This is a genomic window from Nesterenkonia sandarakina, from assembly GCF_003003175.1.
GTDB lineage: Bacteria > Actinomycetota > Actinomycetes > Actinomycetales > Micrococcaceae > Nesterenkonia > Nesterenkonia sandarakina_A.
This window is the reverse complement of sequence record NZ_PVTY01000002.1, coordinates 26,069-38,159: the sequence shown is the minus strand read 5'-3', so window position 1 is coordinate 38,159 and position 12,091 is coordinate 26,069. Positions and strand designations below refer to the sequence as shown.

Sequence of the window (12,091 nt, the reverse complement as noted above, 5' to 3'; positions counted from 1 at the left end):
GCCTCAGCGGCCGGGGCGGCAGCAACAGGCGCCTCAGCGGCCGGGGCGGCAGCAACAGGCGCCTCAGCGGCCGGGGCGGCAGCAACAGGTGCCTCAGCGGCCGGGGCGGGGTCGACGACCGGTGCGGCGTCAGCGGCGGGGGCGGCCTCGACGGCCGGGGTGGACTCGGCCTCGACGGCCGGGGCTGCCTCGGTGTGAGCCGGGGCGGCCTCGGCGGACGCCGCGTCAGCAGCGGGAGCTGCTTCAGAAGGGGTGGCAGTCTCCGGCGTCTCTGTCGCGCCGGACTCGGTGGTCGCTGCGGTCTGCGCCGCAGCGGCGGTCTCGGCCTCGGCCGGGGTGGGCTCTGCGGAGTTATGGTCCTGGATCGTCATGTTGACTCCTCGTCACATGTCATGCGATCGAGTGAACCCGCTGAAGATCCAGTCGCAGAAGACCTTGGGCAATCAACCACCGCTGCTCGAAGACGCTGGGCATGCCGGTAGGCATGGCACACAGCCTCTGCATGGGCAGGGCAGGTTGCTTGAGGTTCTAGGAAGGGACTGGATCAGTCACAGGGACTCGGCCGCTTTGTCGGCTCCGGAGTCGACCCGTGGATACACACAACCCTCAACGAGCGTCCGGCCTCATGTGGATGAGGCACGCTCGGAGTCAGCAAGAGAAAACGGGAATATCCGGAGAATGCCTGTTTAGTCTAGCCCAGCCGAGCCGTGACTGTCGCCTTTGGAGACGAACGTCACCATACGCGCCCTTGAGCTGGGGCTTCAGTCGTCGGGCCGGGCCTGCGCCGGGCCGCGCCGCAGCGCCGTCTCGCGGATCGTGGCGCCGGGGGCCTCCGCGACGGCGATCACGGCGGCACGGTCACCGGCCTGCACCGTGCCGGGGGTGATCACCTTGAAGTAGGTGCCGGGCCGACCCGCCGCGATGAACCGCTTCACCCAGCCGGGCTGATCCAGCCACCGGCCGAAGGTGGCGCAGGGGATGCGCGGGACCGTGGCCTCGAGCACCACCCGGTCTCCGATCTGCCAGCGCTCCCCGGGGTGGGCGCCGTCGAGGTCGATCCCGGAGATCCGCAGATTCTCCCCGAAGCTGCCGGCCGGGATCTCACGGCCCAGCTCCTGGGACCACCAGCCCGCGTCCTCGGCGGCGTAGGCGTAGACGGCCTTCTCCGGTCCGCCGTGGTGCTTGCGGTCGGCCTGGACGTCCCCATGCAGTCCCAGGGTGCGCACCCGGACCGGGCCCTGGACCGGGCGCTTGTCGATCCCGCTGACCCCGACCTGCCCGACCTCGTCGGGGACCAGCTGGTGCACCACGCAGACGGCGTCCACCGAACCGGTGAGTCCCAGCCGGTCGGCGGCGCCGGCCAGGCAGGTCGGCGAGGCTTCCACCACTGCGCTAGAGCCCGGCGAGGGCGGCGTCGAGGTCCGCGATCAGATCGGCCACATCCTCGATGCCCACCGAGAGCCGGAGCAGGTTCTCCGGGACGGCGAGCTCGGTGCCGCGCACCGAGGCGTGGGTCATCTCATGCGGGTAGTTCATCAGCGACTCGATGCCGCCCAGGGACTCCGCGAGGATGAAGAGCCGGGTGCCCTCCGCGACCTTGCGTGCGGCGGCCTCTCCGCCGACGAGCTGGATCGAGACCATCCCGCCGAAGCCGCTCATCTGCGCTTTGGCCAGCTCGTGGCCGGGGTGATCGGGCAGCCCCGGGTAGAGCACGCGCTCGACGGCGGGGTGGTCCACCAGGTGCTCGGCGATGGCCTGGGCGTTGCTGCAGTGCCGGTCCATGCGCACTGCCAGGGTCTTGAGTCCGCGCGTGGTCAGGTAGGCGTCCAGCGGGCCGGAGACCGCGCCCACGGCGAACTGCTGGAAGCCGATGGAGGCGGCCAGCTCGTCGTCGGAGGTGATCACGGCGCCGCCGACGACGTCGGAGTGTCCGCCGATGTACTTGGTGGTGGAGTGCACCACGATGTCAGCGCCCAGCGCCAGCGGCTGCTGGAGGTAGGGGCTGGCGAAGGTGTTGTCCACCAGCAGCAGCGCGTTGTTCGCGTGGGCGATCTTCGCCAGCGCGGCGATGTCGGTGATGGCCATCAGCGGGTTCGAGGGGGTCTCGACCCAGAGCAGCGTGGCCTCCGGCGCCGAGAGCTCAGCTTCGACCCGGTCCAGATCGGTGAGGTCCAGCGGGGTGTTCGCGATCCCCCAGTCTCCGTGGATCCGGCTGATCAGCCGGTAGGAGCCGCCGTAGGCGTCGTTGCCCATCACGATCCGCTGTCCGGGGCGGGTCACCGCGCGGATGATGGCGTCCTCGGCGGCGAGGCCGGAGCCGAAGCTGAAGGCGTGGCGTCCGCCCTCCAGCGCCGCCAGCTGGGTCTGCAGCGAGGTGCGGGTGGGGTTGCCGGCGCGGCCGTAGTCGTAGCCGCGGCGCAGGTTCCCGATCCCGTCGGGGGCATAGGTGGTGGAGAAGTGCAGCGGCGGCACCACTGCACCGAAGACCTCGTCGACCTCCTGTCCGGCGTGGATGGCGTCGGTGGCGAATCCGTGGCGGTTCTCGGTCATCGGGTCTCCTTCTCCTGGGCACCGGAGAGGTGCGCAAGCAGGTCATTGCGGGTGAGCACTCCTACGATGTCGCCGTTCTCGGCGACCAGCAGGGTGGGGTTGCTTCTGAGCTTCTTCAGAATCTGCGGCAGGGTCTCGGTGATCCCGACCAGCGGCAGGTCGATGTCCAGGTGATCGGTGACCAGCTCATCGGGGGTGGCGTGGCCGATGATCAGGTCCTCGGAGAGGTGCGCGACGTCGACGACGCCGTAGACCTCCCCGATCCGAGCGACCCGGCCGGGCTGGTCGATCACCGGGACGATGTCGATGCCGTAGCGGTTCATCACCGAGACGGCTTCGCGCAGGGTGGTCTGCCGGGAGATCGAGACCACCTCGGGCATCGCGTCGGAGAACAGCGAGGTCTTCGCCAGCAGCACGTCGGAGGCGGTGATCTGCTCGGCGTCCCGGCCCGGATGACTCTTCTTCGCGGCCGCGGGCCCGGCGGCGTCCGACGGGTCCGCTCCGATCATTCCGCTGGTCACAGCCTCGCTGAGCTCGGCGGAGCTCTTCACGCTGATCTCCACGCCGGTGGAGTTCGAGACCACTGCGCCGAAGCCGTGGTCGATCATCCACTGGTCGTTGAAGATCTTGCCCAGGTAGCCGCGACCGGAGTCGGGAAGCACCGCGACCACCACGTCCTCAGGACCGAGGTCCTTGGCGATCTTCAGCGCCGCGGCGACCGCGGTGCCGGAGGATCCACCGACCAGCAGACCCTCTTCGGTGGCGAGCCGGCGCGCCATGGCGAAGGACTCGGCGTCGGAGATGGCGTGGTGCTCGTCAGGGATCGAGGCGTCGTAGTTCTTCACCCAGATGTCCTCGCCGACGCCTTCGACGAAGTAGGGGCGGCCTTCGCCGCCGGAGTAGATGGACCCGTCGGGGTCGGCGACGACCACGCGCACCGGACCGCCGGGGCGATCGGCGGAGACTTCCTTGAGGTAGCGCCCGGAGCCGGTGACGGTGCCGCCGGTGCCGGCGCCGACCACCAGGTGAGTGACCTTGCCGTCGGTGTCGTCCCAGATCTCGGGGCCGGTGGTCTCGTAGTGGGAGTTCGGCGCAGCCGGGTTGGAGAACTGATCCGGCTTGTAGCCGCCCTTGATCTCCCCCGCCAGCTGGTCAGAGATCCCGTAGTAGGACAGCGGGGACTCCGCAGGGACCCCGGCAGGGCCCACGACGACGTCGGCGCCGTAGGCGCGCAGCACGTCGCGCTTCTCCTGGGCCACCTTGGGCACCGTGACGAAGACCGCGCGGTAGCCCTTCTGCTGGGCCACCAGGGCCAGGCCGACGCCGGTGTTGCCGGAGGTCGGCTCGACCACCACTCCCCCGGGCTTGAGCAGACCCGCGGACTCGGCCTCTTCGATCATCTTCAGCGCGATGCGATCCTTGATGGATCCACCGGGGTTGAGGTATTCGAGCTTCACAAGGACAGTGGCGGAGACGCCCTCGGTGATCTGATTCAGCTTCACCAGGGGGGTGCGGCCGATCAGCTCGACGACGGACTGGGCATATTTCATGCGGCCAACTCTACCGACCTCTCGGGCGGATCAGTCAGGTCCGGTCTTCTTTCGACACGTCACCGCGCTGATCTGGGCCGCCGCGGTCCGCGATCGTCTGCTGCCGGTGGATGTCCCTGCCCTGTGCCAGAGTGGAACCATGACCACCGGACCGACCACGGCAGCGGGCCAGGCAGCGACCCCGGCGGCGTTCCAGGACGAGGGGCTGGTGGACCTCGGCGGGCCGATCGATCTTCCCCGCACGCTCTCGGTGCTGCAGCGCGGCGCCGGAGACCCGAGCATCCGGCTCGACCCCGGGGCGGGCTCGATGACCGGAGGTCCGCGCGGGACCCCCGGAGCGGGGGCGTGGATGTGTCACCGGATCTATGACCCGAGCGGCGCGCCGCTCGGAGCGGCGACGCTGCGGTTTGATCAGCGCACCGCGTCCACGGTGCGCGTGCGGGTGGCCGCGGCGGGGCCCGGGATCAGCCCCGAGCTGGTGTCCGGTCTCGCGGCGCGGCGCGGCGCGCAGATCCTCGGGGCCCAGGACAGCTGGCAGGAGACGGAGCTGCTGCTCGATGCGCTCGGAGATCAGCTCTCCGCGGCGCTGGTCAGGGTCCGCCGGCGTCATCCGGGCGTCCGGCTGCCCGCCACCGGGGGGCTCTTCGATCAGCTGGTGACGGCGACCTTCGAGCAGAAGGTCACCCACGATCAGGCGCGCACCGGATGGCGAGGGCTGCTGCGCCGCCACGGGGAGCCTGCGCCGGCTTCAGCCCTGTTGCCCACGCCGCCGTGGATGCGGCTTCCGCTGACCGGTCCGGCGCTGCGCCGGATCCCGTCCTGGGAGTGGCACCAGCTGTGGGTCCAGCCGGCGCTGTCCAAGACCATCCAGCGGGTGGCCGAGCGCGCCACCTCGATCCATCGGCTCGGCGCGCGGACCCAGGCGGAGACGGAGTCGGTGGCCGAGCTCGGGCTGCGGCTGCGCGCGATCCCCGGGGTCGGGGAGTGGACGGTGGCCGAGGCGCTGCAGCGCTCCCACGGGGCGGCGGACCTTCCCTCGGTCGGGGACTATCACCTGAGCAACTTCGTCGGAGCCGCCATGACCGGCGCGCGCACCGACGACGCCGGCATGCTGCGCCTGCTCGCGCCCTACGCGCCGCACCGGCAGCGGATCATCCGGCTGCTGAAGCTCTCCGGATTCCAGGATCAGAAATATGGTCCGAAGCTGACGCCGGCGGACCACCGGGGACGCTGACCGGTCGAGTCACCGCGCCGGACCGCAGCGCAACTGCTGCGCCGCGGCTGGACTGCGGCGCCGGTGGGACGATCAGCCCTGGGGCTTGGCGTCCTGCTCGGCCGCGTCCTCGGCGATCTGCTTGTGCACCTCGGCCATGTCGAGGTCCTTGACCGCGGTGATGACCTCGGTGAGCTGCTCGGCGTTCAGCGCGCCGGGCTGGGAGAAGACCAGGACCTTCTCGCGGAACGCCATCAGGGTGGGGATGGAGGTGATGTTCGCGGCGGCGGCGAGCTCGCGCTCGGCCTCGGTGTCGACCTTGGCGAAGGTGACGTCGGGGTGCTGTTCGGAGACCTGGGAGTACACGGGCGCGAACTGCTTGCACGGTCCGCACCAGTCGGCCCAGAAGTCGACGAGCAGGATGTCGCTGTCCTCAAGGGTCTGCTGGAAGTCTGCAGTGGTCAGATCAGTGGTAGCCATGCCTCGCCACCTTACGCGAGCAGCTCCGCCTTGTCGGCCTGCCCCCTGCTGGCATGGGGCCACTTAAGCGCCCAGCGCAACGAGGGCGGCGTGTGAGTGGGATCAGACCCTGATCCATGACAAAGGACGGTCCGGATCTCTGCAGATCCGAACCGTCCTTTTGATGTGGTGGCAGATGAGGGATTCGAACCCCCGTAGGCGATGCCAGCTGATTTACAGTCAGCCCCCTTTGGCCGCTCGGGTAATCTGCCGTGCAACCACACGAAACCTCCCGGAGGAGATTTCGGCACCCCGTATGAGGCACCCCATTACTTTAGCGACAACACCGGAAATTTTCGAATCCGAATCCATCGCAGGGAGTAGGGTTGAACACACCATCCCTGCGTGCGCGAGGATCCCGTTCAGATCGTCCGCAATGACGCATGTACGTACCCAGCACCCATCCTCAAGGAGCAACGTGGCCGATATCGAGGCCGAGACACTGGCTCGACACCTGAGTGAACGCAGCCCCAATGGCATCGCGGAGCAGGTGCGGGAGCTCATCAGCGCCGGCACGCTCAGCGGCGGGATGCGTCTGCCCACCGTCCGTGACCTCGCCACCGAGATCGGGGTCAGCGTCGGCACGATCGCCCAGGCCTGGAGTCTGCTGCGGGAATCAAACCTCGTCGAGACCCGCCGTCGCGGTGGGACGCGCATCGTGGAGCCCGGCGACGTCGGCGGACCCAGCTTCCGCAGCTGGTCCGGGGTCGACCTGCTGCACTGCAGCCCCGATCAGCGCCTCCTGCCCTCCTTGGAGGAAGGGCTCGTGCGCAGCCTCAAGCAGCCGCAGCTGCACAGCTGGAGCCGGGAACACATCCTGCCCGAGCTGCAGCGCGCCGTGGAGAAGAAGCTCGGAGCCCAGGCCGAGGGTGCCCGGGCGCGCAGCTTCGCCGCCGTCTCCTCCGCCACGGAGGGGCTCTGGCTCGCGACCAAGTCGGTCACCGGCAGCGGCGATCTGATCGCCGTGGAGGAGCCCGCCTCCCCCGGCTACCTCTCGGTTCCCAAGAGCCTGGGCCTGCGCACCATCGGAGTGTCGGTGGATGAGCAGGGCCCGATCCCCGAGTCGCTGCAGAAGGCGCTCGACGCCGGTGCCGTCGCCTTCGTGCACAGCCCGTCAGGAGCCTTCTCCCCACGCCACGTATTGAGCGAGGATCGCACCCGGGAGCTCGCGGGCGTGCTGGAGTCCTCCCCCGAGACCGTCATCATCGAAGAGGACCCCCTGGGGCCGCTCGCCGAGGTGGACCCCTTCACGCACTCCCTCGACACCCTGCTGCCGGAGCGCACGCTGCGCGTCATCGGCTTCGAACGCGCCTACGGCATGGATCTGCGGACCGCGGTGATGGCAGGACCCAAACAGCTCATCAACGGGGCCATCGCCGAGCGCTCCGGCGGCGTCAGCTCCAACAGCCGGATCCTGCAGAACACGCTGGCCTTCCTGCTGCGCGATCCCGGTGCCGGCCGCAGGCTCAACAGCGCCAAGACCCGCTACGCGAACCGTCGCCGGATGGCGCTCGAGGCCTTCACCGAGGTGGGTCTCACCGCACAGGCCGGCCCGGCGAGCTGGGCGATCTGGGTCCAGGTCCCCGACGAGCGCACCGCGGCCCTGACCCTCAGCGCGCAGGGCATCATCACCGACGTGGGCACCAGCTCCCACATGACCGACCAGCCCACCGGACTGCTGCGCATCTCCTGCGCCCAGCTGCCCGAGGACAAGGAGCTGCTGGCCGGGCTGGCCCAGCTGGTGCTCCACGCCACCGAGGATGGGCTGAACTCCACGTTCGTCTGAGACACCCGCTCGACTCACGACTCCGGGGTCGGCCGCTCAAGGGCCGACCCCGGAGTCGTCTGCTCAGCGCGGCAGGCTCAGAAGAGACGCTCCCCGGCGCGCGCGGCGCCCAGGCCGAGGGTCTCGAGCTTGGCGCGGGCGATCTGTGGTTGCAGCCGGCCGCCGAGCCCGCAGTCGGTGGAGGCGATGACGTTCTCGGCACCGACCCGGTCCGCGAACCGCTGGATCCGCTGCGCGACCAGCTCGGGGTGCTCCACGACATTGGTCGCGTGGGAGACCACCCCGGGCACGATCACCTTGCCCTCTGGCAGCGCCACCTCGTCCCAGACGGTGTATTCGTGCTCGTGCCGGACGTTGCCCGCTTCGAAGAGGTAATACCTGGCATTGACCTGGAGCATCAGATCCACGATGTGGCGAAACTCGATGTCGGTGGTGTGCGGGCCGTGCCAGGATCCCCAGCACAGGTGGAACCGCACCTGCTCCTCGGGGATCCCCTCCAGCGCCCAGTTCAGCGCATCGATCCTGATCTGGGTGAACCGTCGGTAGTCCTCGACGCTGGGCTCCGGGGAGATCTGGTCCCAGTTCTCCGCGACCGAGGGGTCATCGATCTGTACGATCAGGCCAGCATCGGTGATGGCCTTGTACTCGCGCCTCATCACCGCCGCCCAGGCCCAGATGTGCTCCTCCTCGGTGGCGTAGTGCCGGTTCGGAATCCTGGCTCCCGAGCCTGGAGACAGCGAGGTGAGGAAGCCGGTCTCCAGTCCGGCGGCATCGAGTCCCGCGCGCAGGTTGGCGATGTCAGAGGCGATCGCACCCTGCCCGCGCCAGGTGAGCTCGGCGGTGGTCGAGGGGAAGGCGGTGGCGTTGGAGCCGGTGCCGATCCCGGAGCTGGGGTCTGAGTAGGCCTCGCGGAAGCGCACCCAGTCGCGCCGGTCCAGCATGTTGGTCAGCCGGATGCGCCCGGGGCTGGACTCCACGTGGGGCCAGTTGAAGAGGTCCTCCCCGGTGAGCTCGAGTCCTCCCACCCGCTGGAACACGTAGGACCACCAGGCGCCGTAGTCCACCGCGGAGGTCATGGCATGGCCATACTCGCCGTCCCCGGGCACGGTGACGCCTGCGCGCTGCTGATCGGCGACCAGATCGATCACCGCGTCGGTGAGCAGCTGCTCGAACTCCTGGGTGCGACGCAGGGTGAACCCGTCGGCCTCGAGCTCTCGCGCCCCGTTGGCCGCGATGAGCTCGGCTGTGCGCGGCAGGGACCCCGCATGTGTGACTGGGACGAACGTCCTGGACATCTCCACTCTCCTCATTTTGTTCATATCTTCAAAGTCGAGTGTAGTGCCTTCGGAGCCTGCCGTGTCCAGTACGACTGGTGCCGCGTCGTCGTCGGTCTCCGCCCACCTCCACGCGAGGGTCCAACGCGATTAGACTCGGCGGCACATATCCATGCCGATCAGGAGGTACACATGGCTAAGGACTCGACGTTCGACGTCGTCTCGAAGGTGGACAAGCAGGAGGTCGCCAATGCGCTGAACCAGGCGCAGAAGGAGATCGCACAGCGCTATGACTTCAAGGGCACCGGCGCGGAGATCGACTCCTCCGGGGAGAAGCTTCTGATCAAGGCCAACTCCGAGGAGCGCGCGAAGGCCGTGGAGGACGTCTTCGGCTCCAAGCTGGTCAAGCGCGGCATCTCGCTGAAGTCCTTCGACTCCGGAGAGCCCTACGCCTCGGGCAAGGAGTTCCGGATCGAAGGCACCATCAAGGAGGGCATCGACCAGCCCACCGCGAAGAAGATCACAAAGCTGATCCGCGACGAGGGCCCGAAGACCGTGAAGGCCACCATCCAGGGCGACGAGCTGCGCGTGACCTCGAAGTCCCGCGACGACCTGCAGGAGGTCATCGCGATGCTGAAGAACTTCGACGACGCCGACCTGCAGTTCGTCAACATGCGCTGACCTCACCCCACACACCAAAAACCCCGCTGGTTGCGTTCTCCGGTGGATACGTATCCACCGGAAACCGCAACCAGCGAGGTTTTCTGCGGGAGCGCGGGTCAGAAGATGATGCTCAGACCGATCAGCGCGAGCGGGATGACCACGAAGACTCCCAGCACCCAGGCGAAGGCCCAGACATTCTTCTCGGCGGCCAGATCTGCCAGCCAGGTGGCGCCGCGCGGCGGGAGGTCCCTCAGCCACGGGGTGCAGAAGATGATCAGCGTGGCCAGCACGTTGAACAGCAGGTGGGCCAGCGCCGCGGTCAGCGCCACCTGACCGGCCGGGCCGTCGAAGGCGAAGGCCGCGATCAGCGCGGTGATCGTGGTGCCGATGTTCGCACCGAGGGTGAAGGGGTAGAGCTGCTTCAGCGTGAACGCTCCCGACCCGGCCAGCGGCACGATCAGCGCGGTGGAGGTCGAGGAGGACTGGACCATCACGGTGACCGCTGCGCCGGAGCCGATGCCGGCGATCGGTCCGCGACCGATGGCCGCATGCAGGACCTGCCGGGCCCTGCCCACCAGCAGCACCTTCAGCAGCTTGCCGATGAAGTTGATCACCAGCAGGATCAGCACGATGGCGACGGCGATCATCGCCACTCCGTGCCAGCTGCCGGGGATGAAGCTCAGCGAGTCTTCGATCAGGTTCGCCAGCGGCTTGGTGCCGGCCTTGATGGTGGAGCCGACGGCTTCGAGCACGTAGGCGACGGGGCCGCCGTCGGTGCCCATGGCCAGTCCGGCGAAGAAGGTGGAGAGCCGCTCGAGCAGGCTGAACATCATCTCCAGCGGCAGGAAGATCAGCACGGCGATGAGGTTGAAGAAGTCATGCACGGTCGCGGCGGCGAAGCCGCGGCGGAAGGACTCCTGATCACGCACCATTCCCAGACTCACCAGCGTGCTGGTCAAGGTGGTCCCGATGTTCGCCCCCAGGATGATGGGGATGGCCACACCGAGCGGAAGACCACCGGCGACCAGACCTACCGTCACCGAAGTGGTCGTCGTCGAAGACTGGGTCAGCGCGGTGGCCGAGATGCCGATCATCAATCCGATGATCGGGTTGGTCGCGAAGGCGAAGAGGCTCTCGGCCTGATCCCCGGTGGCGATGCCGAAACCGGTGCCGATGACATTGACCGCGGTGATCAGCACGTAGACCGCCACGGCCACAGAGAGCCAGTTGGCGACGTCGAGCAGACGCCCAGAGAGGCCGAACCGCTCGAAGAGGTTGAAGGGTCGCTTGGCGGGTGCTTCGTCTACAGTGCTGGCGACCCGCTGCGGGGCCTCCATCGACGGTGCGGACATGCAATCTCCTCTTGGAACACGAGCGTGGATGAGCCCTGTTGAGTGGTGGCTGGCAATCCCTGGATCGAACCGTGCAGCGGATGCGAGGTGAATCACAGGGAGCGCTATCACTGCCGGATGACGGGCCGTAGAACACTGTGCACCGCTTGCCCGACGAGACTCACACGGGAAGGTGAACCAGGTGAACGATCCGCCGAAACCCGTCGAGAGTAGGATGTCTTTGGTCACAAGCGGACCATCTCCACCCCTGATCCCCTCCTAGGAGAGTCAATGCACCAGCACCACGGACGGCTGCGCACAGCAGGTCTGCTCGCGTTCCTCTTCGCGATGCTCCTGCTCGTCGGCGCCGTGATCGCCTACGCCACCCAGACTCCCGGACTGATCTTCGTCTTCGGTCTGATCGGCCTGGTCTCTGTGGCCTACTCCTACTGGAACTCGGACAAGATCGCGCTGAAGGCGATGAAGGCCTACCCGGTGACCCGGGAGCAGGCCCCCCAGCTCTACCAGATGGTCGAAGACCTGGCCCAGCGGGCCCAGCAGCCGGCCCCGCGGATCTTCATCGCGCCGTCCCCCACGCCCAACGCCTTCGCCACCGGCCGCAACCCGGAGAACGGCGTCGTCTGCTTCACCGAGGGCATCCTGAACCTGCTCAATGAGCGTGAGCTGCGCGGAGTCACCGGACATGAGCTGATGCACGTGTACAACCGCGACATCCTGATCTCCTCGGTGGCCGCGGCAGTGGCCGGCTTCCTCACCACGATCAGCCAGTTCTTCCTGCTCTTCGGCGGCGGCCGCGGCAACAACCAGGGCGGCAACCCGCTGGCCCTGGTCGGTGCGATCGTCGCGGTGTTCCTGATGCCGATCGCGGCCAGCCTGATCCAGATGGCGGTCAGCCGCACCCGTGAGTACGACGCCGACGCCGACGGCGCCGCGCTCACCGGGGACCCGCTGGCGCTGGCCTCGGCCCTGGACAAGCTCGAGCGCGGGATCTCGCGCTACCCGCTCCAGGAGGACCCCAAGCACGACGCGCACGCGCACATGATGATCGCCAACCCGTTCGGCGCTCGGGCGAAAAAGCTCTTCAGCACCCACCCGCCGATGCCGGAGCGCATCGCCCGGCTTGAGGCCATGGCAGGCCACAACCCGAGCTGACCCGCTTCGCCGGGGGCACACCCCACAGTGGG

10 protein-coding genes, 1 tRNA gene and 1 pseudogene are annotated in these 12,091 nt (G+C 68.3%); 4 read left to right on the top strand and 8 right to left on the bottom strand.

The window, feature by feature from the left end; translation table 11 throughout:
• From BCL67_RS15585 to BCL67_RS01695, 4 genes and pseudogenes are all read right to left on the bottom strand, one after another.
• A pseudogene (locus BCL67_RS15585) lies at window positions 1–371 on the bottom strand (dihydrolipoamide succinyltransferase); the annotation flags it as partial.
• Between the two features lie 390 nt (window positions 372–761).
• Window positions 762–1,385, bottom strand: coding sequence for an MOSC domain-containing protein (locus BCL67_RS01705; RefSeq protein WP_258174676.1), 624 nt, complete (start codon window positions 1,383–1,385; stop codon window positions 762–764).
• 7 nt (window positions 1,386–1,392) lie between these two features.
• Entirely contained in the window at window positions 1,393–2,550 is a 1,158-nt protein-coding gene (locus BCL67_RS01700; RefSeq protein WP_106121753.1) for a cystathionine gamma-synthase, read from the bottom strand.
• Window positions 2,547–4,100 carry a pyridoxal-phosphate dependent enzyme gene (locus BCL67_RS01695; RefSeq protein WP_106121752.1) on the bottom strand — a complete coding sequence of 518 codons (1,554 nt, stop codon included), beginning with the start codon at window positions 4,098–4,100 and terminating at the stop codon, window positions 2,547–2,549. The genes BCL67_RS01700 and BCL67_RS01695 overlap by 4 nt, the downstream gene beginning before the upstream one ends.
• Before the next feature lie 139 nt (window positions 4,101–4,239).
• Between BCL67_RS01695 and BCL67_RS01690 the strand changes: the two genes are divergently transcribed.
• A complete protein-coding gene (locus tag BCL67_RS01690; protein ID WP_258174674.1) occupies window positions 4,240–5,334 on the top strand; it encodes a DNA-3-methyladenine glycosylase family protein in 1,095 nt (364 codons plus the stop codon).
• 72 nt (window positions 5,335–5,406) lie between these two features.
• On the opposite strand, the gene trxA is transcribed toward BCL67_RS01690, so the two are convergent.
• The gene (gene trxA / locus BCL67_RS01685; RefSeq protein ID WP_106121751.1) at window positions 5,407–5,793 is read right to left on the bottom strand and encodes a thioredoxin; all 387 of its coding nucleotides are present in this window, start codon (window positions 5,791–5,793) and stop codon (window positions 5,407–5,409) included.
• 166 nt (window positions 5,794–5,959) lie between these two features.
• A tRNA-Tyr gene (locus BCL67_RS01680) sits at window positions 5,960–6,044 on the bottom strand.
• A 206-nt stretch (window positions 6,045–6,250) separates the two neighbouring features.
• On the opposite strand from BCL67_RS01680, the gene BCL67_RS01675 reads away from it, so the two are divergent.
• Window positions 6,251–7,618: a GntR family transcriptional regulator gene (locus BCL67_RS01675; RefSeq protein WP_181255852.1), complete on the top strand. Its 1,368-nt coding sequence runs from the start codon at window positions 6,251–6,253 to the stop codon at window positions 7,616–7,618.
• 77 nt (window positions 7,619–7,695) lie between these two features.
• Here BCL67_RS01675 and BCL67_RS01670 read toward each other — a convergent pair whose 3' ends face one another.
• Window positions 7,696–8,913, bottom strand: a complete 1,218-nt coding sequence (locus BCL67_RS01670; protein ID WP_106121749.1) for a cobalamin-independent methionine synthase II family protein — start codon at window positions 8,911–8,913, stop codon at window positions 7,696–7,698.
• 171 nt (window positions 8,914–9,084) lie between these two features.
• On the opposite strand from BCL67_RS01670, the gene BCL67_RS01665 reads away from it, so the two are divergent.
• The gene (locus BCL67_RS01665; protein ID WP_106121748.1) at window positions 9,085–9,573 is read left to right on the top strand and encodes a YajQ family cyclic di-GMP-binding protein; all 489 of its coding nucleotides are present in this window, start codon (window positions 9,085–9,087) and stop codon (window positions 9,571–9,573) included.
• 98 nt (window positions 9,574–9,671) lie between these two features.
• Here the strand turns inward: BCL67_RS01665 and BCL67_RS01660 are convergent, their stop codons facing one another.
• A complete protein-coding gene (locus tag BCL67_RS01660) occupies window positions 9,672–10,907 on the bottom strand; it encodes a Na/Pi symporter (protein WP_106121747.1) in 1,236 nt (411 codons plus the stop codon).
• Window positions 10,908–11,177: 270 nt separating this feature from the next.
• Between BCL67_RS01660 and BCL67_RS01655 the strand changes: the two genes are divergently transcribed.
• Window positions 11,178–12,059, top strand: coding sequence for a M48 family metalloprotease (locus BCL67_RS01655; protein ID WP_106121746.1), 882 nt, complete (start codon window positions 11,178–11,180; stop codon window positions 12,057–12,059).
• The last annotated feature ends 32 nt before the right edge of the window (window positions 12,060–12,091 follow it).

What these genes read in the sequence shown, in the direction of transcription:
- BCL67_RS01700 (WP_106121753.1), bottom strand. Translation starts at nt 2,550, where the DNA reads ATGACCGAGAACCGCCACGGATTCGCCACCGACGCCATCCACGCCGGA.
- BCL67_RS01695 (WP_106121752.1), bottom strand. Translation starts at nt 4,100, where the DNA reads ATGAAATATGCCCAGTCCGTCGTCGAGCTGATCGGCCGCACCCCCCTG.
- BCL67_RS01690 (WP_258174674.1), top strand. Translation starts at nt 4,240, where the DNA reads ATGACCACCGGACCGACCACGGCAGCGGGCCAGGCAGCGACCCCGGCG.
- trxA (WP_106121751.1), bottom strand. Translation starts at nt 5,793, where the DNA reads ATGGCTACCACTGATCTGACCACTGCAGACTTCCAGCAGACCCTTGAG.
- BCL67_RS01670 (WP_106121749.1), bottom strand. Translation starts at nt 8,913, where the DNA reads ATGTCCAGGACGTTCGTCCCAGTCACACATGCGGGGTCCCTGCCGCGC.
- BCL67_RS01665 (WP_106121748.1), top strand. Translation starts at nt 9,085, where the DNA reads ATGGCTAAGGACTCGACGTTCGACGTCGTCTCGAAGGTGGACAAGCAG.
- BCL67_RS01660 (WP_106121747.1), bottom strand. Translation starts at nt 10,907, where the DNA reads ATGTCCGCACCGTCGATGGAGGCCCCGCAGCGGGTCGCCAGCACTGTA.
- BCL67_RS01655 (WP_106121746.1), top strand. Translation starts at nt 11,178, where the DNA reads ATGCACCAGCACCACGGACGGCTGCGCACAGCAGGTCTGCTCGCGTTC.